Below are 21410 nucleotides of genomic sequence, written 5' to 3' on the forward strand. Positions count from 1 at the left end.
TCAGGCCTGCGAGCGGGCTTCCGGCTGGGCGAGCGCCGGCGGCAGGATTTCCGGCTCGAGCGGCTTCGCTTCCTGCGGCATCTTGAGCAGCATCTTCAGAAGCCGCGCGATGGTCTGGCGCATCTCCAGCCTGGACACGACCATGTCGACCATGCCGTGCTCCATCAGATATTCGGAGCGTTGGAAGCCGTCGGGCAGTTTTTCGCGGATGGTCTGCTCGATGACGCGCGGCCCGGCAAAGCCGATCAGCGCGCCGGGCTCGGCGATGTGGACGTCACCCAGCATGGCGTAGGAAGCCGTGACCCCGCCGGTGGTCGGATTGGTCAGTACGACGACATAGGGCAGGCCAGCCTCCTTCAGCCGGTCGACGCCGACCGTGGTGCGCGGCAATTGCATCAGCGAGAGGATGCCTTCCTGCATGCGGGCGCCGCCGGAGGCGGCGAACAGGATCAGCGGCCGCCTGCGCTGCAGGGCAACCTCGAAAGCATGGACGATGGCGTCACCAGCGGCCATGCCGAGCGAACCGCCCATGAAGGCGAAGTCCTGCACGGTCACCACCACCGGCAGGCCTTCGATGCTGCCCAGCGCATTGACGATGGCGTCCTCAAGCCCGGTCTTGGCCTTGGCGTCCTTCAGCCGGTCGGTGTAGCGCTTCTCATCGCGGAACTTCAGCGGGTCCTGCACGACCTTGGGGTTTTCCAGCGTCTCGTATTTGCCGTCGTCGAAGAAGTACTTCAGCCGCTCCTTAGCCGAGATCTTCATGTGATGGCCCGACGAGGGGATGACGTATTGGTTGGACTCCAGGTCCTTGTGGAAGACCATCTCGCCGGTCTCGGGATCCTTGATCCAGAGGTTCTCCGGCATGTCGGTACGGCGACCGAGCATCGAATTGATCTTCGGACGGACGTAATTGGTGATCCAGTTCATCGCTTCGGCTCCTGTCCTGACGAAGACGTAGGAAAACTATTCGGCGGCAGCAAGGCGGGCCGAGCGGACGCCCTGGGCAAGGCCGCTGACCAGGGTGGCCACCGCCTCGGCGGGATCGGCGGTCTTTTCACCCTTCGGTCCCAGCACATTGGCCACCGCATTGACGATCGCGGTGCCGACGACGACGCCGTCGGCCGAGGCGCCGATGGTGCGAGCCTGCTCGGCGGTCTTGACGCCGAAGCCGACGCAGACCGGCAGCTCGGTGTGACCCTTGATGCGCTTGACCGCCGCCGCCACCTTGGCTGTGTCGGCAAGCGCGGAGCCGGTGATGCCGGTCATCGACACGTAGTAGACGAAGCCGGAGGTGTTCTGCAGCACTTTGGGCAGGCGCTTGTCGTCGGTGGTCGGCGTCGCCAGGCGGATGAAGTTGATGCCGGCTTTCAGCGCCGGGATGCAGAGCTCCTCGTCCATTTCCGGCGGCAGGTCGACGACGATCAGCCCATCGATGCCGCTGGCCTTGGCGTCGGTCAGGAAGCGATCGACGCCGTAGATGTAGATGGGGTTGTAGTAGCCCATCAGCACGATCGGCGTCTCATTGTCGCTCGCGCGGAATTCCGAGGCCATCCTCAGGGTCTTGACCAGCGTCTGGCCGCCCTTCAGCGCCCGCAGGCCGGCCGCCTGGATGGCCGGGCCATCTGCCATCGGATCCGAAAAGGGCATGCCGAGCTCGATGACGTCGCTGCCGGCGCCGGGCAGCGCCTTCATGATGGCGAGCGAGGTGTCGTAGTCAGGGTCGCCGCCCATGAAATAGGTGACGAGCGCCGGACGTCCCTCGGCTTTCAGCTTGGCCATGCGGCGGTCGATGCGGGTCGTCATTCTCAGATCTCCATGCCCAGCATCGATGCCACCGTGTGCACGTCCTTGTCGCCGCGGCCCGACAGGTTGACGATGACGATCTGGTCCTTGTCCATGGCCGGCACGATCTTCATCGCATGCGCGATGGCGTGTGCCGATTCCAGCGCCGGGATAATGCCTTCGACGCGCGTCGTCAGCTGGAAGGCTTCCAGCGCCTCGTCGTCGAGGATCGGCACATATTCGACGCGGCCAGTATCGCGCAGCCAGGAATGCTCCGGCCCGACGCCCGGATAGTCGAGGCCGGCCGAGATCGAATGGCCGTCCATGATCTGGCCATCCGAATTTTGCAGAAGATAGGTGCGGTTGCCGTGCAGCACGCCGGGTGCGCCCGCGTTCATCGAGGCACAATGCTCGATACCATCGAGGCCGCGCCCGCCGGCTTCGATGCCGATGATGCGAACATCCTTGTCGTCGAGGAAAGGGTGGAACAGGCCGATGGCGTTCGAGCCGCCACCGACGGCGGCGATGATGGTGTCCGGCAGGCGGCCTTCCTGTTCGAGGATCTGCGCGCGGGCTTCCGAACCGATCACCGACTGGAAGTCGCGCACCAGTTCCGGGTAGGGATGCGGGCCGGCGGCGGTGCCGATCAGGTAATAGGTGTCCTCGACATTGGTCACCCAGTCACGCAGGGCCTCGTTCATGGCGTCCTTCAGCGTGCCGTGACCGGCGGTGACCGGCCGCACTTCGGCGCCGAGCAGCTTCATGCGGAAGACGTTGGGGCTCTGGCGGGCGACGTCGGTGGCGCCCATGTAGACGACGCACGGATAGCCGAAGCGGGCCGCAACCGTTGCGGAGGCAACGCCATGCTGGCCGGCACCGGTCTCGGCGATGATGCGCTTCTTGCCCATGCGCTTGGCCAGCAGGATCTGGCCGAGGCAATTGTTGATCTTGTGCGAGCCGGTGTGGTTCAGGTCCTCGCGCTTGAAATAGACCTTGGCGCCGCCGAGATGCTTCGTCAGGCCTTCGGCGAAATAGAGCTTCGACGGCCGCCCGGCATAGTGGGTCGAGAGGTTCTGCAGCTCCGCCTTGAAGTCCGGATCATTCTTGACCTCGTTCCAGTGCCGCTCGAGGTCGAGGATCAGCGGCATCAGCGTCTCGGCGACGAAGCGGCCGCCGAAGATGCCGAACATGCCCTGCTCGTCGGGTCCTGTGCGGAAGGAATTGGGCATAGCCGGCTTGTTCATCGCCGATCTCCTGGTTCAAGAATTGCTCAGGCGGCGCGGTCGCCGCGCGCGGCCCTGACGGCCCGGAAAAACTGCTCGATCAGCGCCGGATCCTTGACGCCCGGAGCACTTTCCACGCCCGACGAGATATCTATCCCGGGCGGATTGGCTGATCTCAGGGCATCGCCGATGTTGGCGGCGTTGAGCCCACCGGAAAGCATGTAATCGACGCCGGCGTCAAGGCCGGTCAGAATGCGCCAGTCGAAGGCGACGCCGTTGCCGCCTGGCAGTTGCGAGCCTTTCGGCGGCTTGGCGTCGAACAGGAAGCGGTCGGCGATGCCAAGGAACGGCTCGATCCGCCCGAGATCTGCGGCCTCGCTGATCGACAGCGCCTTCATGACCGGCAGGCCGTAGCGGGCCTTGACCTCGGCAACCCGCTCGGGCGTTTCCGAGCCGTGCAGCTGCAGCATGTCAGGCTGCATCCTGGCGACGATCTCATCAAGGAAAGCGTCGCTGGCGTCGACGGTGACAGCGACCGCCCTGGCCTTGCCGCGCGCCGCTTCGCGCAGACGCCCAGCTTCGGCTGGCTCTACGAAACGTGGGCTCTTGGCAAAGAAAATAAAACCGACATGGCTGGCGCCGCCGGCCAGCGCCGCGGCCATTGCCGCGTCAGTCTTCAACCCGCAGATCTTGATATCGAGCGCCATGGCGCGGGGATTGGCACGAAACGGCCAAAGAGTCGAGAAAAAGCATGCTGTTGCCGCTAGGGCGGAACGCGCTACCTTTCAAACAGGGACACAGTTTCTCTCAGGCAGGGCGGGAGCAGACAATCATGGCCGACCAGACAGTTGCCGAACTCAGGCAGAAGATCGCACAGGCGCGCGAGGTGATCACGCTTCTGATGGACAAGGCCGCCTTCAACGGCGCCGAAGCGCACCGGGCGCTGGACTATTTCGGCAGCGATGCCTTCGACCGGAATTTTTTGCCGTGGCCGCAGCATGGCGCCGAGGGGCTGCGACCGGAGGAGCTCAACGCGGCGAATGATGATTGAGCGTTAGTCGAACACGATCGCCTGCAGGGCGCCGCCGTTGCGCTTCAGCCAGTCCTTGCAGCGCTCGGTGTCGGGGCAGAGCTTTTCGCAGAGCTTCCAGAATTTCGGGCCGTGGTTCATCTCTTTCAGATGCGCCACCTCATGCGCGACGAGGTAGTTTATCACCGGCGTCGGCGCCATCATGATGCGCCAGGAGAAGGACAGGTTGCCTTCCGAGGTGCAGGAGCCCCAGCGGCTGGACGTGTCCTTGAAGCGGATCGCCTTGGCGCGCTTGCCGAGCGCCTCGGTGTGTTTGACCACCAGCTTCTCGATCTCGCGCTTGGCCTCGCGCTTCAGATAGTCGGCGATGCGGCGCGGCAGGTGCACGCGCTCGCCATGCACGATCAGCAGCGGGCCACGCTCGTCGCGCGAAATGGTGACGGTGCCGCGCTTGGAGGGGTCGTGGACGATGCGGTGAGCCACGCCGCGCACCGGGATCTTGATGCCTGGTCTTACTTGAGGACGAGTCGGGACCTTGGCCAGCCGCTGCTCCAGCCAGTCCTGGTGACGGTCGAGGAATTTTTCCACCTCACCGCGGCGCAGGCCTGGCGGCACGGTGATGCGCAGACCCTGGCCGCCGGAATCGATGCGCAGCGTCAGGCGTCGCGCCCTGTGGTTCTCGACGATCTTGAGCGGCAGCGTGCGGCCGGCGACGCTGTGCTCGCGCTCGACGACGGGGGCCGGCGGGGCCGACTTGGGCTTGGTCAGGTTGCGGAAGAAGCCGATGGTCATGGCTGGACGATACGCGATTCGAGGAAAACGGCCAGTGGAGCGAACTCAAAAAGAGAACAAAAAAGAAACGGCGCCGCTCGCGCGACGCCGTTTTGTCGTACCAAGACCTGTCGCGCGGCCTCAGTCGTCAAGCAGGTTCGAGCCCTTGCGCTTGGGGTTCGCCGGGGTTGCCGGCTTGCCGGTCGTCGTCGGGGCGGTCGACTTGTTGCGGTTGGCCATGAAACGATCGAACTCGTCCTGGTCCTTGGCGCGGCGCAGTTCGCGGGCGTAGTCGTCGAACTCGGTCAGCATCTCGTCGAGCTTGCGGCGTTCCTCGGCGAGGCGCTCGAGCTCCTTCTCGCGCCAGTCGTCGAAAGCGACGTTGCCGGTGCGGGCGGAGCCATGGCCCCAGCGCGCGGCCTTGTCGGAACCGCGGCGGCAGCCGGCGAAGATGCCGTCGGTGGCGCGGTTCACGTCACGCTTGAACCCGTCGAGCCGGTCGCCCCAGATGATGTAGGCGAGCATGGCGAAGCCGAGCGGCCAGAACACCATGAAGCCGATCACCATCAACGCGATGGTCGCCGGCGTCCAGGCCGGACGGATCAATGCAGTTGTGTTCATTTTCTCCCAGTCCTTCCGTTGGAGACAGCCAATTCCGGCTGCGTGGAATCGAAATGGGAAGGGCAAAACAGCGATTCAAGACGAGCGGGCCCAAAACCGGACAAGCGGCTGAAATGATTGTCTCATTTTGAGTTCTTCGAGGAAAAGAACGACCATGCCGGCGACCAGGCCCCAGAAGGCCGCGCCGACGCCGAACAGCGTCAGCCCCGATGCGGTGACGGCGAAGGTGACGATGGCGGCCATGCGGTGGCCTTCGTCCTTGAGCGCGATCGACAGCGCGTTGGTCAGCGGCGCCATCAGCGCGAGGCCCGCCACCAGCACGATCAGGCTTTGCGGCAGCACGGCGAAGATCGCTACCAGCGAGGCGCCGAAGATAGCGAAGACAAAATAGGCCAGTGCGTAGAAAGGTCCGGTCTTCCAACGCTCGGCCGGGTCGGGATGAACGTCCGGTCCGGTGCAGATCGCCGCCGAAATGGCCGCCAGGTTGGAGGTGGCGCCGCCGAATGGCGCCGACAGCAGTGAAAAGAAGCCGGTGACGCCGATCAGCGGGCCGGGCTCGGGATGATAGCCGGCAGCTCTCAGCACGGCGAGGCCGGAGAGGTTCTGCGAAGCCATGGTGACGAGGTAGAGCGGCAGCGCGAGCCCGATGATGGCGCTCGCCGTGAACTGCGGCGCGATCAGCGTCAGCGTCGACAGTTCCGGCACCGGCAGGCCGCCGACACGGCCGGTGAGGAAGGCGGCCAGCCCGCCGCCGATCAGCACCGCCAGCACCGACAGGGCCGGGTTGAACAGCCGGATGACGAAGAAGGCGGCGATCAGCGGCAGGATCAGCCAGGGGTCGCCGGGTATGGCCTTGAACGCATTGGTGGCGAAGCCGACGAGGATGCCGGCCAGCATGCCGGAAGCAACGGAGGGCGGAATCCTGGCGATCAGCTGGGTCAGCGGCTTGAACAGGCCGGTGGCGATCAAAAGGATGGCCGTGACGATGAAGGCGCCGACCGCCTCGCCCACGGAAAAGCCGCTCGATGCCGCGACCAGCGCCAGGCCGGGCGTCGACCAGGCGGTGATGATCGGCATCTTCGTGCGCCAGGACAGCCACAGGCACTCGATGGCCATCGCCAGGCAGATCGCGGTCACCCCGCTCGCGGTTTCGATCTGCGTGGCGCCAACCGCCTTGGCGGCGGCGATGACGACGGCCAGCGTGCCGCCGAAGCCGACAATCGCAGCGACGAAGGCGGATATCGGAATGGAGATGCGCATGCTCACAGGCCTCGCTGCACCATATCGCCTACCACCCGCACCAGCATGTCGAGATCCTGCGGCCGCGACAGGCGATGGTCGCCGTCGGGGATGAGCGAAAGCGTCACGTCGTCGGACGGCAGAAGCGCCGCGAGCTTCAGCGCATGGCTGGACGGCACATCCGGATCGGCGAGGCCCTGCAGGATGTGCACCGGGCAATGGGTGTCGATCGGCCCGCCCATCACCAGGTTCTGCCTGCCGTCCTCGATGAGAGCGCGGGTGTAGATATAGGGCTCGGCCGAATAGTCCGACGGTTCGGCGAAGAACCCTTTTTCGGACAGATCGCGTTTCTGCGCCTCGGTCAGCGCCGGCTCGATCAGCTCGGCGGTGAAATCCGGCGCCGGCGCCAGAAGCACCAGACCGGCGACGCTGGCGTCGCCCGCCTTGCGCAGCTCCCGCACCATGCGCAGCGCAATCCAGGCGCCCATCGAGGAGCCGACCAGAACCTGCTTGCCCTGCGTGAAGCGGCGGTAGACGGCGAGGCTCTGGGCCAGCCATGTCGAGATGGTGCCGTCGGCGAAGACGCCGCCGGATTCGCCATGGCCGGAATAGTCGTGGCGCAGGAAGGCCCGGCCCTCCTTTGCCGCCCATCCGGCCAGCGTCTCGGCCTTGGTGCCCAGCATGTCCGATTTGTAGCCGCCGAGCCAGACGATGCCGGGCGCAGCACCCTGCGCCTGCCTGACGGCGATGCTGGTTCCCTCGACATCCAGAAACACGGGAGCGTTGGCGGTCATGGCTGGCGGCTGGTCCTGTTCCTTACGCCGGTCTTTTGGCACGGCAGGGCGTTCGACGAAAAGTGCTCAGTAACTTTCTTTGCTTGGTGCAGGCGCGGGATCAGGTGATTTCTCGAGAAGCCTGTGCTATTGACTTGCGCCGCGCGCTCACCACATTGGCGCGTCCTGAATATCGAACTGAAAACCCTGAACGAAACGGCTCAAGGAGACCACGACCATTCGCAGACCTTTCAAAGCAGCGGCGCCCACCAAGGATGGGCCGCGCTCCAATCGCGACATCCGGGTGCCCCGGGTCCAGCTTATCGACGCCGAAGGCCAGAACCGTGGCGAAGTTTCCATCAACGACGCATTGCTGCTCGCCGAAGAGGCCGGGCTCGATCTCGTCGAGATATCGCCCAACGCACAGCCGCCCGTCGTAAAAATCCTCGATCTCGGCAAGCTGAAATACGCCAACCAGAAGAAGGCGGCCGAGGCGCGCAAGAACCAGAAGGTCATCGAGATCAAGGAGATCAAGATGCGCCCGAACATCGACAGCCATGACTACGAGACCAAGATGAAGGCGGTGCGCCGCTTCTTCGAGGAAGGCGACAAGGTCAAGCTGACGCTGCGCTTCCGCGGCCGCGAGATGGCGCATATGGAACTCGGCATGCAGCTTCTGAACAAGGTCCGCGAGGAAGTAGCGCCGATCGCCAAGGTCGAGGCGGAACCGAAGCTCGAAGGCCGCCAGATGATGATGGTGCTGGCGCCCCGCTGACCGGGGCGGGCACCTTCTGCCAGTCCGATCCGTGCCGCAAGACTGGCCAGGCCTTCGCTGCGATCACGGCTTCGAGAGACCAGAATTAACCAGCCTTCACCGCAGCGTGCTCTAAAATCCGCCTGAATTGCGGAGCAGGGCGTCCCGACGATCGGCGGGGCGCCAGTTTTCAATCCGATCGCCGGCAAATCTCGACGATCGGATGCATCATGGTCGATGACGTCAAATATCCTGACACCACCCATGCAAAATATGGGTTGGGCAACTACCAGCATATACGCAGAATGGTGATTGCGGTGCTGATCGCGGTGCTGTTCGCGGCGCTGCTGTTCGGCCAGTCGACCTTTCCGCCCGATACCTGGGTGCATGAGTCGATCGAGATGATCGGTGTGCTGCTGATCTTCCTCGGCGTCGTCGGCCGCCTGTGGTCGACGCTCTATATCGGCGGACGCAAATCCTCCGAAGTGGTCACCGGCGGTCCCTATTCGATCACCCGCAACCCGCTCTATGTGTTCTCGACGGTCGCCGCCGCCGGGGTCGGGGCGCAGATCGGCTCGTTCAGCGGGATTCTGCTCTTTGCGCTCCTGTGCGCAGGGGCTTTCCACATCGTCATCCTGCGCGAAGAGAAGTTCCTCAAGGAGGCGCTCGGCGCGCCCTACCAGGCCTATCTCGCGCGCGTTCCGCGCTTCTTTCCCAACCTCTCGCTCTACGATGAAGGCGATACCGGCAGCTTCAAGCCGCGCCTGCTGCTCACAACGCTGCTCGACGGGCTGGTGTTCCTGGTCGCCCTGCCGGCCTTCGAACTGATCGACGGCGCGCAGCAGTCGGGCGTGCTGCCGGTGCTTTTCCGCCTTCCCTGAAGGACAGAGCGTCGCACGGCCTGAGGTGTTGCGCCCGGGCCCGCTTTGATCTATAGGACCGCCGTTCCCAGAAAACCGCCCGGCAGGGCATGCCGTGGCGGTTTCATTTGCTTTTCGGGCTTTGGTCGGCCCGAAGCGAACAAGAAGCGCGATGGTGCGCCCACAATACGGAGTAGCAAAATGCCCAAGATGAAGACCAAATCGGCCGCCAAGAAGCGGTTCAAAATTACTGGTACGGGTAAAGTGCTGTCGGCTGCGGCCGGCAAGCGTCACGGCATGATCAAGCGGTCCAACAAGTTCATTCGCAATGCCCGCGGCACGATGGTTCTGGCTGAACCGGACGGCAAGAAGGTCATCAAGAATTTTCTGCCGAACGGCCTCTAAGGCATTCGGTCTGGACCCATTTGTTTTACGCAATTCCGAACGGAAAACCGCCAGGCACTTTTCCTGGAATTGCTTTTAAGGAGATCATGACATGGCACGCGTAAAGAGAGGCGTCACCGCTCACGCCAAGCACAAGAAGGTCCTAAAAGCCGCCAAGGGCTTTTACGGCCGCCGCAAGAACACCATTCGCATCGCCAAGCAGGCGGTGGAAAAGTCGCTGCAGTACGCCTATCGCGACCGCAAGAACCGCAAGCGCTCGTTCCGCGCGCTGTGGATCCAGCGCATCAACGCCGCAACCCACGAGCACGGCCTGACCTATGGCCGCTTCATCGACGGCCTCAACAAGGCCGGCATCGAGATCGACCGCAAGGTCCTGTCGGACATGGCTATCCACGAGCCGCAGGCTTTCGCCGCGCTTGTAGCCAAGGCCAAGGTCGCGCTCGAATACCTCAAGAACACCACGCCGAACGCTTTTGAAAGCGCTGTAGCCTAACCAGCGCCTTCCCAAGCTTATTCGACACTTGATTTGGGAAACCCGCGCTGGCAGGGCTGGCGCGGGTTTTTCTTTGGCTCAATCAGGTCTGGAACATGAGTGACATGGAAACTCTCGAAAATTCTCTGATGGCCGACATTGCGTCGGCCGCCGACGAGCAGGCGATCGAGGCGGTGCGTGTCTCGGCGCTGGGCAAGAAGGGCTCGGTCTCCGAAATGCTGAAGACGCTTGGCGCGATGAGCGCCGAGGAGCGGCAGGTGAAGGGCCCGGCGATCAACGGGCTGAAAAACCGCGTCACCGAGGCGCTGACGGCGCGCAAGGCGGAACTGAAGGACGTGGCGATCGCCGTCCGGCTCGCCGCCGAGACGGTCGACGTGACGCTGCCGGTGCGCCAGTCGCCGGCCGAGCGCGGCCGCATCCATCCGATCAGCCAGGTCATCGACGAGATCGCGGCGATCTTCGGCGATCTCGGCTTCGCCATCGCCGAAGGTCCCGACGTCGAGACCGACTATTACAATTTCACCGCGCTGAACTTCCCCGAAGGCCATCCGGCGCGCGAGATGCACGACACCTTCTTCTTCCAGCCGGACGAGAAGGGCGAGCGCAAGCTGTTGCGCACGCACACCTCGCCGGTGCAGATCCGCACCATGGAGCGGCAGAAGCCGCCGATCCGCATCGTCATTCCCGGCAAGACCTACCGGCAGGATTCGGACGCCACGCACTCGCCGATGTTCCATCAGGTCGAGGGACTGGTGATCGACAAGACCGCCAATGTCGCCAACATGAAGTGGGTGCTGGAGGAGTTCTGCAAGGCCTTCTTCGAGGTGCCGAGCGTGAAGATGCGTTTCCGGCCGTCCTTCTTCCCGTTCACCGAGCCGAGCCTCGAGGTCGACATCCAGTGCGACCGCTCGCGGCCGGGCGAGGTGCGCTTCGGCGAAGGCTCCGACTGGATGGAGATCCTCGGCTGCGGCATGGTGCATCCCAACGTGCTGCGCCATGGTGGGCTCGATCCGGACGAATACCAGGGCTTTGCCTGGGGCATGGGCATCGACCGCATCGCCATGCTGAAATACGGCATGCCGGACCTGCGCGCCTTCTTCGACGCGGATGTGCGCTGGCTGTCGCATTACGGCTTCCGGCCGCTCGACCTGCCGACGCTGTTCGGAGGCCTCTCCGCATGACGGCGCCGCACACCGGCAGTTGCCGCTGCGGCGCGGTGCGGTTCGAGGCGTCGGCCGAGCCGCACCACATCAGCTATTGCCATTGCGGCGATTGCCGGCGGGCGAGCGGCGCGCCGGTGTCGGCCTTCGTCGGTTTCATGACCGACCAGATCGCACTCGACGGCAAGGCGCTGAAGAAGTTCGAGAACGGCCCGGTGACGCGCTCCTTCTGCGGCATCTGCGGCTCGCCGATCGCCTATACCGACGGGCGGCTCACCGGCCACATCTACTTCACCCTCGGCTCGATGGACCTGCCGGCCTACTTCAAGCCGACGCACCACGGCCATGTGCGCGAACAGCTTCCCTTCCTGCATATGCCGGACGACTTGCCGCGCCATCTCAGGACCAGCGTGCCCAGACCAGACGGAACACAGTCATGAAATTCACCCTCTCCTGGCTCAAGGACCACCTCGAAACCGACGCCTCGCTCAGCGAGATCGTCGAGCGGCTGACCGCGATCGGCCTCGAGGTCGAGCATGTCGACGACAAGGCAGGCCTGAAGCCCTTCGTGATCGCAAAAGTGCTGACGGCGGTGCAGCATCCCGACGCCGACCGGCTGCGCGTGCTGACCGTCGACACCGGCGACGGCAAGCCGCCGGTGCAAGTGGTTTGCGGTGCGCCGAACGCCCGCGCCGGCCTGATCGGCGCCTTCGCCGCGCCCGGCACCTATGTTCCCGGCATCGACGTGACACTCTCGGTCGGCAAGATTCGCGGCGTCGAGAGCCACGGCATGATGTGCTCCGAGCGCGAGCTGGAGATTTCGGATGAGCACAACGGCATCATCGATTTGCCGCAGGATGCGCCGGTCGGCACCAGCTTCGCCGCCTATGCGCATCTCGACGACCCGGTGATCGAGATCAATCTGACGCCGAACCGGCCGGACGCGACCAGCGTCTACGGCATCGCCCGCGATCTCGCCGCGAGCGGACTCGGCCGCCTCGTCGGCGGCGCGATCATGCCGCATGCCGGCAACGGCATGTGCCCGGTCAAGGTCAAGATCGAGGCGCCGGAACTCTGCCCCGGCTTCGCGCTGACCCTGGTCAGAGGCGTGAAGAACGGCCCGTCGCCGAAATGGCTGCAGCAGAGGCTCCTCGCCATCGGGCTCAGGCCGATCAGCGCCCTGGTCGACATCACCAACTACGTCACTTTCGACCGTGGCCGGCCACTGCATGTGTTCGACGCCGCAAAGGTCGCCGGCAACCTCACCGTGCGCCGCGCCAAGGACGGCGAAAAGGTGCTGGCGCTCGACGGCCGCGAATACACGCTGACGCCGGAGATGTGCGTGATCGCCGACGAGGACGGCGTCGAATCCATCGCCGGCATCATGGGCGGCGAGCATTCCGGTTGCGACGAGAACACCACCGACGTGCTGATCGAGTCGGCGCTTTGGGACCCGATCACCACGGCGCGCACCGGCCGCACGCTCGGCATCATCACCGATGCGCGCTATCGCTTCGAGCGCGGCGTCGACCCCGAATTCATGGTGCCAGGCATCGAGCTGGCGACCAAGCTGGTGCTCGACTTCTGCGGCGGCACGCCGACGGAGATCGAGGTTGCCGGCTATGCCGGCCACAAGCCGAAGGTGGTTTCCTTCCCGCTGTCGGAGGTGAAGCGGCTGACCGGCATCGAGGTGCCAAGGGAGGAAGCGCTCGCTATCCTCACCCGCCTCGGCTTCGAGCCGCGCAGTTCGGGCGACGACGTCGAGGTGAAGGTGCCGTCCTGGCGACCGGATATCGACGGCAAGGCCGACCTGGTCGAGGAGGTGATGCGCATCCACGGCGTCGACAACATCGCGCCGCAGCCGCTGACCTCGCATGACGCGGTCAACGGCAGGATCCTGACGGTGCTGCAGATCCGCACCCGCGCGGCCAAGCGCGCGCTGGCCGTGCGCGGCATGATGGAGGCCGTGACCTGGTCGTTCATTCCGGCCAAGCACGCCGAACTGTTCGGCGGCGGGCAGACGGCGCTGAAGCTCGCCAACCCGATCGCCGCCGACATGTCGGACATGCGGCCCTCGCTGCTGCCGGGCCTGATCACGGCGGCGCAGCGCAATGCCGACCGGGGCATCGGCGATGTCGCGCTGTTCGAAGTTTCCGGCACCTATGAGGGCGACCTGCCAGACCAGCAGCGGCGCGTCGCCGCCGGCGTGCGGCGCGGCACGGCCAAGCTCGACGGCTCCGGCCGCAGCTGGGCCGGCAATGCCGGGCCGGTCGGCGTGTTCGACGCCAAGGCGGACGCGATCGCAGCACTTGAGGCCTGCGGTGCGCCGGTCGACCGGCTGCAGATCGAGCCCGGCGGCCCGGCCTGGTACCATCCCGGCCGCTCCGGCACGATCAAACTCGGGCCGAAGACGGTGCTCGGCACTTTCGGCGAGTTCCATCCGAGGACGCTGGAAGCGCTCGATGCCTCCGGGCCAATCTGCGGCTTCGAGGTCTATGTCGATGCCGTGCCGGAGCCGAAGGCCAAGCCGACGAAAACCAAGCCGAGGCTGGAGCTGTCCGCCTTCCAGGCGGTGAAGCGCGACTTCGCTTTCGTCGTCGACAGGACGGTCGAGGCCGGCACGCTGGTGCGCGCGGCCCTCGCCGCCGACAAGAAGCTGGTCACCGGCGTCTCGGTGTTCGACGTCTTCGAGGGCGCGTCGCTGGGCGCGGCCAAGAAGTCGATCGCCATCGAGGTGTCGATCCAGCCGGTCGAAAAGACGCTGACCGACGAGGATTTCGAAGCGCTGGCCAGGCGCATCGTCGAGAACGTCAACAAGCAGACGGGCGGCGTGCTGAGGACTTAGAGCGGCTCAACGCCGCTCTAAGTGTTTGTTTTTGCACAATTCCGAACGGAAGGCCGCTTACACGCTTTCCTGGAATCGCGTCTGAGGGATTGCCGGCAGGTGGCGAATCGCCGTCCAAAGGGCGATGGACCATCTGCGTTATTCCGGCCTCTCATTCGATCACCAGTGCGCGGCGTTTCTCGCCATCGTGTCGGCCGACCCGCTGCTTGGCGAAACGCTGGCGCGGGTGCGCGCGCTTGCGCTGCCTGACTGGCTGGTGGTTTCCGGCGCGCTCTACAACAGCGTCTGGAACCATCTGACCGGCAAGCCGCCCGGCTACGGCATCAAGGATGTCGACCTGTTCTATTTCGACGACGCCGACGTTTCCTACGACGCCGAGGATGCAGTGATCCGCAGGGCGGCGCGGCATTTCGAGGGGCTGGCGCTGCCGGTCGAAGTGCGCAACCAGGCGCGGGTGCATTTGTGGTACCCGGAGAAGTTCGGCCGGCCGTGCCCGCGCTACATGAGTTCGAGCGATTCCGTCAGCTATTTCGCCTCGAGGACGCACGCGGTCGGGGTGCGCTACGACACGGATGGTGAGCTTGATCTGGTGGCGCCGTTCGGGCTCGACGATATTTTCTCGTTCCGCATCACACCGAACCGGGCGCTGGACAATCAGCGGACGCATGAGGCGAAGGGGGCGCGGGCGAAGGCGTGCTGGCCGGAGATTACGGTGGTGCCTTGGTGAAAACTCGGCGGGACAGCGCCCCCCTCTGCCCTACCGGGCATCTCCCCCACAAGGGGGAGATTGGCTGTCGCGGCCGTTTTCGCCAATCACCACCGTTGCAGGAAAGAGCGAGGCGCCCAAACCGCTGATCTCCCCCCTTGTGGGGGAGATGTCCGGCAGGACAGAGGGGGGCGCCTCGCACCGGCACCTCAACAAAAGGGACGCCGAAGCGCCCCTTTCCACTCAACTTCTTTCATTGCTCACCCATTCACCAGCGCCAGCAATTCCTCGGTGTAGCGCTTGCCGACCACCTTGTCGGGCGACAGCGCATCGCCGATCGCGGCAACCTCAGCCGCGCTGAGCGAAATCCCGGCCGCCGCCGTGTTCTGCTCCAGATGGCGGATTTTTCGCGCGCCGGGGATCGGCACGATGAAATCGCCCTGGTGCAGCACCCAGGCCAACGCGAGCTGGGCCGATGTCACGCCCTTTTCCGCGGCCATCTTCTCCAGCGTGGCAACAACCTTGGCATTGGCGGCCATGGCGTCGGCCTGGAAACGCGGCAGGCCGCAGCGCCAATCGCCGTCGCTCAAAGCCTCGGGCTTGGCGATGGTGCCGGTGAGCAGGCCACGGCCGAGCGGGCTGTAGGGCACAAAGCCGATGCCGAGCTCGCGGCAGACGGCGAACACCTCATCCTCGGGATCACGGCTCCATAGCGAGTATTCGCTCTGCACCGCCGATATCGGGTGCACGGCATGCGCCCGGCGGATGGTCGCGGCACTCGCCTCCGAGAGGCCGAGCGCCCGCACCTTGCCCTCGCGCACCAGCTCAGCCATGGCGCCGACCGTGTCCTCGATCGGCACGTTGGGGTCGACACGGTGCTGGTAGTAGAGGTCGATCACATCGGTGTTCAAGCGCTTCAGCGAGGCTTCGGCCACTGCCTTGACATGTTCGGGGCGGCTGTCGACGCCGGCCATGCGATCGGTGCCCGTGCCCTCCTCCAGGATCTTGAAGCCGAATTTGGTGGCGATAGTCACCTTGTCACGCACCGGCTTCAGCGCCTTGCCGAGCAGGATCTCGTTCTCATAGGGGCCGTAGACTTCGGCGGTGTCGAAGAAAGTGACGCCGATCCCGACGGCGCGGCGCAGCGTGGCGATCGCTTCGGCTTCCGGCTGGCCGCCATAGCCGAAGCTCATGCCCATGCAGCCGAGGCCGACGGGGAAGACTTCGAGTTCAGTTCCAAGCTTGCGGGTTTGCATCACGCATCTCCTTGTTGTGATGGAGGAGGAATAGCGCCTTGCACGTCGTTCGATAATCATGTCTCTTTCGCACGGCTTGTTCCAAAAGATAGATCAATGAACCGAACGAACCTTTCCCAGCTCGCGGTGCTCGCCACGGTCGCCCAATGCGCCAGCTTCCGCGGCGCCGCGCGCGAGCTCGGCATCGCGCCGTCGGCGGTCAGCCACGCGGTGTCGAGTCTGGAGGCCCGACTCCGCGTGCGGCTCCTGGCCCGCAGCACGCGCAGCGTGGCGCCGACCGAGGAGGGCGCGCAGCTGCTCGAACGGCTGCGGCCGGCGCTCTCCGAGATCGACCTGGCGCTGGAAACGGCGGTCGAGGCGCGCGACCGGCCAGCCGGCAATCTCAGGCTGACCGTGCCGCGCACGGCGGCGCACCTGACGCTGACGCCGAGGCTCGGCGCCTTTGCCGCTGCCTATCCCGACATCGTGCTGGAGATCGTCATCGAGGACCGCTTCACCGATGTCGTCGAAGGCGGCTTCGACGCCGGCGTGCGGCTCGGCGAGAGCCTGCAGCGCGACATGATCGCGGTCCGCATCGGCGCGGATCTTCGCGGCGCCGTTGTCGGCGCGCCGTCCTATTTCGCGACGAGCCCCAGGCCGCGCCACCCGCGCGAGCTTGCCGACCACCGCTGCATCCGCTTCCGCTTCTCCAGCGGCATCCTCTACCGCTGGGAGTTCGAAAAGGGCGGCGAGGAGATCGAGATCACCGCGCAAGGGCCGCTGATCCTCGACGAGGACCATCTGATCGCCCAGGCGGCGATCGACGGCGCCGGTCTCGCCTTCGTCTTCGAGGACTATGTGCGGGCGCCGCTCGACGACGGCAGGTTGATCCGCGTGCTCGAGGACTGGTGCCCATCCTTCGACGGCTTCTTCGTCTATTATCCGAGCCGCCGGCAGATGCGGCCGGCACTGAGGGCTTTTGTGGATTTCTTCAGGGTTGCGAGTTAGCCACCCTCCCGCAAGGGGGAGAGTGGAAGAAAGCCGGAAGCGGGAGCGTTTGCGCACCATGCAGGCAGCAGTCACCAACTCCTCCACCCGCTATGGCTGGGCGATGATCATCCTCCACTGGCTGATCGGGGTGATCTTCATCGGCCAGTTCGTGCTCGGCTTCGTCATGGTGCGGATAGAGAGCCAGCGCACCGCCTTCGAGCTGATCCAGCTGCACAAGTCCTTCGGCTTCCTGCTGCTCGGCTTGATTATCCTGCGCATCGCCTGGCGGCTCGGCAACATCGTGCCGGCCTTGCCGCCATCGGTCGGGACCGTGGAGCGGCGCGCGGCGCCGCTCGCGCATTTCGCGCTTTATGCCTTCCAGATTGCGCTGCCCCTGTCCGGCTGGGCGCTGGTGTCGGTCTCGACTTTGGAAATCCCCAGCATGCCGTTCAACCTGTTTGTGATGCCCAACCTGCCGTTGACCGAATCCGACGCCGCGGAGAGTTTCTGGACGGCGGCGCACTGGTATCTCGCCTATGCCGGCATCGCGCTTGTCGCACTGCACATACTGGCGGCATTGCGCCATCATTTCCTGCTGCGCGACAACGTGCTTGCGCGCATGATCACGCCTTCGTCAGGTGAGGAATAGAACGGCATCGTCATTCGTTGGTGAGGCGAGAAGACAGCAATGCGCTGCCTCAGCAAAAGGACCATCTCCATGCATGCGCGCATCCTCGGATACGCGGCCGTTGCCGCTTGCCTTGCCATGCCTGTTTACGCGGCGGTTGCGCTCAGCGACGCCGCCGGCAGCTATACGATCAGCCCTGCCGCATCGAGCATCCGCTTCACCATTGGCAAGGCCGGCGGTGGCGGCTTCGACGGCGCCTTCGCCCGCTTCAAGGGCAGCATCCGCATCGACAACGCCAATGTCGAACGCTCGCAGGTCAACCTGACCATCTTTCCCGAGAGCGTCGGCACCGGCCAGAACCGCATCGATGCCTTCCTGCGCTCCGACGCGGTGTTCGACAGCGCCAACAGCCCGGAGATCCAGTTCCGCTCGACCAGCGTGAACCGCACCAGCGAGACAACCGCCATCGTCGCCGGCCGGCTGACGGCGCGCGGCAAGACATTTCCGGAAACGTTCACCGCCGAGCTCGGCAGCCTCAAGGCCGGCACGATCAAGTTCCATGTCACCGGCAAGGTGCTGCGGTCGCGCTACGGCATGGATGTCGGCACGCCGATCTATTCCAACGTCGTCAACTTCGACATGACACTGACGGGCAAGAGGGGCTAATTTCTAAGCCCCGCCTCCTCGGGTTCGTCATCCTAGGGCGAAGCAAGGAGCGAAGCGACGCGCGCAGACCCTAGGATCCATTCCGTGGCGCTAAGGCGTTGCAATGGTTACAGAATTTTGCACCGCTGCACTTTAAGTCATAGGTCACGGCATGGATCCTCGGGTCAAGCCCGAGGATGACGAAGGCGCTTTGTGACCCGCGTCTGCGATTGGCTTTTCCCCTGAATTGGGGCACACCTCCATGATGCAATTCGACATGGAGAAGCGTGATGTTCCGATGGGGTGTTTTGTCGACGGCCAAGATCGGCCGCGAGCAGCTTTTGCCGGCAATCGTCGAGGCGGACAACGGCATATTGTCGGCGATCGCCAGCCGCGATCTCGCAAAGGCCCGGGCGCTGGCCGACCGCTTCGGCGCGCCGCATGCCTTCGGCTCCTATGAGGAACTGCTCGCCTCCAGGGACATCGACGGCGTCTACATCCCGCTGCCGACCTCGCAGCATATCGAATGGACGGCGAAGGCGATCGAAGCGGGAAAACATGTGCTGGTCGAAAAACCTCTTGCGCTCGACGCCAAGGCCATCCCGCCGCTGATCAAGCTGCGCGACCAGAAGAAGGTGCTGGTGTGCGAGGCCTTCATGGTCATCTACCACCCGCAATGGATCAAGGTGCGCGACCTGATCGCCAGCGGCGCCATCGGCCGGCTGCGCCATGTGCAGGGCGCGTTCTCCTATTACAATGTCGACCCCAAGAATATGCGCAACCAGCTCGACCTCGGCGGCGGTGCGCTGCCCGATATCGGCGTCTACCCGACAGTGTCGACACGCTTTTCGACCGGCAAGGAGCCGCTCCGCGTGCAGGCCACGATCGAGCGCGACAAGACCTTCGGCACCGACATCTATTCCTCGATCCGCGCCGATTTCGGCGACTTCGAACTGTCCTTTTATCTCTCGACGCAGATGGCGGCGCGGCAGGTGATGGTGTTCCACGGCGAGAAGGGTTTCATCGAGGTGTTCTCGCCGTTCAATGCCGGGCTCTACGACCATCATCGCATCGAATTGCACAACCAGAACCACACCGAGGCGCAGGTGTTCCGCTTCCCCGGCACGCAGCAGTACCGGCTGGAGGTCGAGACTTTCGCGCGAGCAGCCCAGGGCGGCAAGGAACGCGTCTTCACGCTGGAGGAATCGGTGCTGAACCAAAAGGTCATCGACGCCATCTTCCGCGCCGGCGGCAAGGACGGCTGGGAGCCGGTCTGAGTCTTTGTATTGACGCAATTCCGGACGGAAAACCGCTTCACACTTTTCCTGGAATTGCTCTATCGGCCTGGGGGGAGCAACAATGGCTGACGACGCGGATGTGGTCATTGTCGGCGCGGGGCTGGCCGGCCTCGTTGCCGCGGCCGAACTGGCGGAGGCCGGCAAGAAGGTCATCATCGTCGACCAGGAACCGGAGCAGTCGCTGGGCGGCCAGGCCTTCTGGTCGTTCGGCGGGCTCTTCCTGGTCGATTCGCCGGAACAACGACGCATGCGCATTCGCGACTCCCACGACCTCGCGCTGGAAGACTGGATGGGCACCGCCGCCTTCGATCGGCCTGAGGATTTCTGGCCGCGCAAATGGGCCGAGGCTTATGTCGGCTTCGCCGCCGGCGAGAAACGCGCCTGGCTGGTGGAACGCGGCCTGAAGTTCTTCCCGGTCGTCGGCTGGGCCGAGCGCGGCGGCGGCAATGCAATCGGCCACGGCAATTCGGTGCCGCGCTTCCACGTCACCTGGGGCACCGGCCCCGGCGTGCTCGAACCCTTCGTCCTGCGCGTGCGCGAGGCGCAAAAGCGCGGGCTTATCCAGTTCAAATTCCGCCATCGGGTCAACGAGCTGACGCGAACGGGCACGACCGTCGATGGCGTGCGCGGCGACATCCTCGAGCCGAGCACCGTCGAGCGCGGCCGCAAGAGCTCGCGCGCTGTGGCCGGCGATTTCGAGCTTCATGCGCAAGCGGTGATCGTCGCTTCCGGCGGCATCGGCGCCAATCACGAGCTGGTGCGCAAGAACTGGCCGCAACGGCTGGGCAGCGCGCCCGCGCGGATGATCACCGGCGTGCCCGACCATGTCGACGGCCGCATGCTGGCGATCACCGAGGCTGCCGGCGGCAGGGTCATCAACCGCGACCGCATGTGGCACTATGTCGAGGGCATCAAGAACTGGGCGCCGATCTGGACCGACCACGCGATCCGCATCTTGCCCGGCCCGTCGTCGCTGTGGCTCGACGCGCGCGGCAAGCGCCTGCCGGTGCCGCTCTATCCGGGCTTCGATACGCTCGGCACGCTCAGCCACATCATGAGCACCGGCTTCGACTATTCCTGGTTCATCCTGACGAAAAAGATCATTCAGAAGGAGTTCGCGCTGTCGGGCTCCGAGCAGAATCCTGACCTAACCGGCAAGAGCTGGCGCCAGGTGCTGGGACGCGCGACGTCGGGCATTCCCGGCCCGGTGAAGGCTTTCATGGAGAAGGGCGAGGATTTCATCTTCGAGGCTGAGCTGCCGAAGCTGGTGGCGCGCATGAATGCGCTGGCCGGCGGCGAGCCGCTGCTCGAGGTTGCCAAGGTCGAGCGCGAGATCCGCGCCCGCGACCGGCAGCTCGACAATCCATTCTCGAAGGACATGCAGGTGACGGCGCTGCGCGGCGCCCGCGCCTATCTCGGCGACAAGCTGATCCGCACCGCCAGGCCGCACAAAATGCTCGATCCGGCCAACGGCCCGCTGATCGCGGTACGGCTGAACATCCTCACCCGCAAGACGCTGGGCGGCCTGCAGACCGATCTCGACAGCCGCGTGCTCGATGCCGGCGGCCAGCCGGTGCCGGGGCTCTACGCGGTCGGCGAAGCCGCCGGCTTCGGCGGCGGCGGCGTGCATGGCTACGCGGCGCTGGAAGGCACCTTCCTGGGGGGCTGTATTTTTTCCGGGCGAGGCGCGGGACGGGCGGCTGCGAACGCGGTTGTCTGAACGATCGGGCGGCGTTGCCGCAAACTCGTGAAGTCGGGACCACCCATCTGCGGCACAATTTCCAGCGACAGATATTTCGAAGTCGATACCCCAAAAAACATCACGATGCGCTGAGACTCACAACGAGTCGCGTCCGGCAAGTTTTGGATGATTTCCTAAGCAAGACCGTCTCGTGCGGCGGGTATCCACGCGCATTAACAGATGCTAATATTATCTGTTACTCGGAAACGTC

The 21410-nt window shown here is 64.8% G+C and carries 23 protein-coding genes; 14 read left to right on the forward strand and 9 right to left on the reverse strand.

What is annotated here, in order from left to right:
- The 4 genes from accD to JG743_RS02940 are packed head-to-tail and all read right to left on the reverse strand — an operon-like array spanning position 1 to position 3712.
- Positions 1-927, reverse strand: coding sequence for an acetyl-CoA carboxylase, carboxyltransferase subunit beta (accD, locus tag JG743_RS02925; RefSeq protein WP_202298114.1), 927 nt, complete (start codon positions 925-927; stop codon positions 1-3).
- A gap of 36 nt (positions 928-963) precedes the next feature.
- Positions 964-1803, reverse strand: coding sequence for a tryptophan synthase subunit alpha (gene trpA, locus JG743_RS02930; protein WP_202298116.1), 840 nt, complete (start codon positions 1801-1803; stop codon positions 964-966).
- 2 nt (positions 1804-1805) lie between these two features.
- Positions 1806-3026: a tryptophan synthase subunit beta gene (gene trpB / locus JG743_RS02935; RefSeq protein WP_202298118.1), complete on the reverse strand. Its 1221-nt coding sequence runs from the start codon at positions 3024-3026 to the stop codon at positions 1806-1808.
- 26 nt (positions 3027-3052) lie between these two features.
- Positions 3053-3712 carry a phosphoribosylanthranilate isomerase gene (locus JG743_RS02940; RefSeq protein ID WP_202298120.1) on the reverse strand — a complete coding sequence of 220 codons (660 nt, stop codon included), beginning with the start codon at positions 3710-3712 and terminating at the stop codon, positions 3053-3055.
- 125 nt (positions 3713-3837) lie between these two features.
- Here JG743_RS02940 and JG743_RS02945 point away from each other — a divergent pair, with 125 nt between their 5' ends.
- A complete protein-coding gene (locus tag JG743_RS02945) occupies positions 3838-4056 on the forward strand; it encodes a hypothetical protein (RefSeq protein WP_202298122.1) in 219 nt (72 codons plus the stop codon).
- Positions 4057-4059: 3 nt separating this feature from the next.
- Here JG743_RS02945 and JG743_RS02950 read toward each other — a convergent pair whose 3' ends face one another.
- The 4 genes from JG743_RS02950 to JG743_RS02965 all read right to left on the reverse strand — a co-directional run bounded on the left by JG743_RS02950 (position 4060) and on the right by JG743_RS02965 (position 7460).
- Positions 4060-4827, reverse strand: coding sequence for a M48 family metallopeptidase (locus JG743_RS02950; protein WP_202298124.1), 768 nt, complete (start codon positions 4825-4827; stop codon positions 4060-4062).
- 120 nt (positions 4828-4947) lie between these two features.
- Entirely contained in the window at positions 4948-5427 is a 480-nt protein-coding gene (locus JG743_RS02955) for a DUF2852 domain-containing protein (RefSeq protein ID WP_202298126.1), read from the reverse strand.
- Positions 5428-5502: 75 nt separating this feature from the next.
- A complete protein-coding gene (locus JG743_RS02960; RefSeq protein ID WP_202298128.1) occupies positions 5503-6687 on the reverse strand; it encodes a benzoate/H(+) symporter BenE family transporter in 1185 nt (394 codons plus the stop codon).
- Between the two features lie 2 nt (positions 6688-6689).
- Positions 6690-7460, reverse strand: coding sequence for an alpha/beta hydrolase (locus JG743_RS02965; protein WP_202298130.1), 771 nt, complete (start codon positions 7458-7460; stop codon positions 6690-6692).
- Positions 7461-7677: 217 nt separating this feature from the next.
- On the opposite strand from JG743_RS02965, the gene infC reads away from it, so the two are divergent.
- From infC to JG743_RS03005, 8 genes are all read left to right on the forward strand, one after another.
- Entirely contained in the window at positions 7678-8214 is a 537-nt protein-coding gene (gene infC, locus JG743_RS02970; protein ID WP_126057137.1) for a translation initiation factor IF-3, read from the forward strand.
- Between the two features lie 209 nt (positions 8215-8423).
- Positions 8424-9074: a methyltransferase family protein gene (locus tag JG743_RS02975; RefSeq protein ID WP_202298132.1), complete on the forward strand. Its 651-nt coding sequence runs from the start codon at positions 8424-8426 to the stop codon at positions 9072-9074.
- Between the two features lie 180 nt (positions 9075-9254).
- Positions 9255-9458: a 50S ribosomal protein L35 gene (rpmI, locus tag JG743_RS02980; RefSeq protein ID WP_006201248.1), complete on the forward strand. Its 204-nt coding sequence runs from the start codon at positions 9255-9257 to the stop codon at positions 9456-9458.
- Between the two features lie 91 nt (positions 9459-9549).
- Positions 9550-9951 carry a 50S ribosomal protein L20 gene (rplT, locus tag JG743_RS02985; RefSeq protein ID WP_042637600.1) on the forward strand — a complete coding sequence of 134 codons (402 nt, stop codon included), beginning with the start codon at positions 9550-9552 and terminating at the stop codon, positions 9949-9951.
- Between the two features lie 95 nt (positions 9952-10046).
- The gene (gene pheS / locus JG743_RS02990; RefSeq protein ID WP_202298134.1) at positions 10047-11132 is read left to right on the forward strand and encodes a phenylalanine--tRNA ligase subunit alpha; all 1086 of its coding nucleotides are present in this window, start codon (positions 10047-10049) and stop codon (positions 11130-11132) included.
- A complete protein-coding gene (locus JG743_RS02995) occupies positions 11129-11551 on the forward strand; it encodes a GFA family protein (RefSeq protein ID WP_202298136.1) in 423 nt (140 codons plus the stop codon). The genes pheS and JG743_RS02995 overlap by 4 nt, the downstream gene beginning before the upstream one ends.
- Positions 11548-13956, forward strand: a complete 2409-nt coding sequence (gene pheT, locus JG743_RS03000) for a phenylalanine--tRNA ligase subunit beta (RefSeq protein ID WP_202298138.1) — start codon at positions 11548-11550, stop codon at positions 13954-13956. The genes JG743_RS02995 and pheT overlap by 4 nt, the downstream gene beginning before the upstream one ends.
- Positions 13957-14080: 124 nt before the next feature.
- Positions 14081-14683, forward strand: coding sequence for a nucleotidyltransferase family protein (locus tag JG743_RS03005; protein ID WP_202298140.1), 603 nt, complete (start codon positions 14081-14083; stop codon positions 14681-14683).
- 239 nt (positions 14684-14922) lie between these two features.
- Here the strand turns inward: JG743_RS03005 and JG743_RS03010 are convergent, their stop codons facing one another.
- Entirely contained in the window at positions 14923-15918 is a 996-nt protein-coding gene (locus JG743_RS03010) for an aldo/keto reductase (protein WP_202298142.1), read from the reverse strand.
- 96 nt (positions 15919-16014) lie between these two features.
- Here JG743_RS03010 and JG743_RS03015 point away from each other — a divergent pair, with 96 nt between their 5' ends.
- From JG743_RS03015 to JG743_RS03035, 5 genes are all read left to right on the forward strand, one after another.
- Positions 16015-16905, forward strand: a complete 891-nt coding sequence (locus JG743_RS03015; RefSeq protein WP_202298144.1) for a LysR family transcriptional regulator — start codon at positions 16015-16017, stop codon at positions 16903-16905.
- Positions 16906-16963: 58 nt separating this feature from the next.
- Positions 16964-17536 carry a cytochrome b gene (locus tag JG743_RS03020; protein WP_202298146.1) on the forward strand — a complete coding sequence of 191 codons (573 nt, stop codon included), beginning with the start codon at positions 16964-16966 and terminating at the stop codon, positions 17534-17536.
- A 69-nt stretch (positions 17537-17605) separates the two neighbouring features.
- Entirely contained in the window at positions 17606-18181 is a 576-nt protein-coding gene (locus JG743_RS03025) for a YceI family protein (protein WP_202298148.1), read from the forward strand.
- 269 nt (positions 18182-18450) lie between these two features.
- The gene (locus JG743_RS03030) at positions 18451-19437 is read left to right on the forward strand and encodes a Gfo/Idh/MocA family protein (RefSeq protein WP_202298150.1); all 987 of its coding nucleotides are present in this window, start codon (positions 18451-18453) and stop codon (positions 19435-19437) included.
- An 82-nt stretch (positions 19438-19519) separates the two neighbouring features.
- Positions 19520-21178: an FAD-binding dehydrogenase gene (locus JG743_RS03035; protein ID WP_202298152.1), complete on the forward strand. Its 1659-nt coding sequence runs from the start codon at positions 19520-19522 to the stop codon at positions 21176-21178.
- Positions 21179-21410 lie beyond the last annotated feature (232 nt).

Source organism: Mesorhizobium sp. 131-2-1 (assembly GCF_016756535.1).
In the GTDB taxonomy this organism is placed as follows: Bacteria; Pseudomonadota; Alphaproteobacteria; order Rhizobiales; family Rhizobiaceae; genus Mesorhizobium.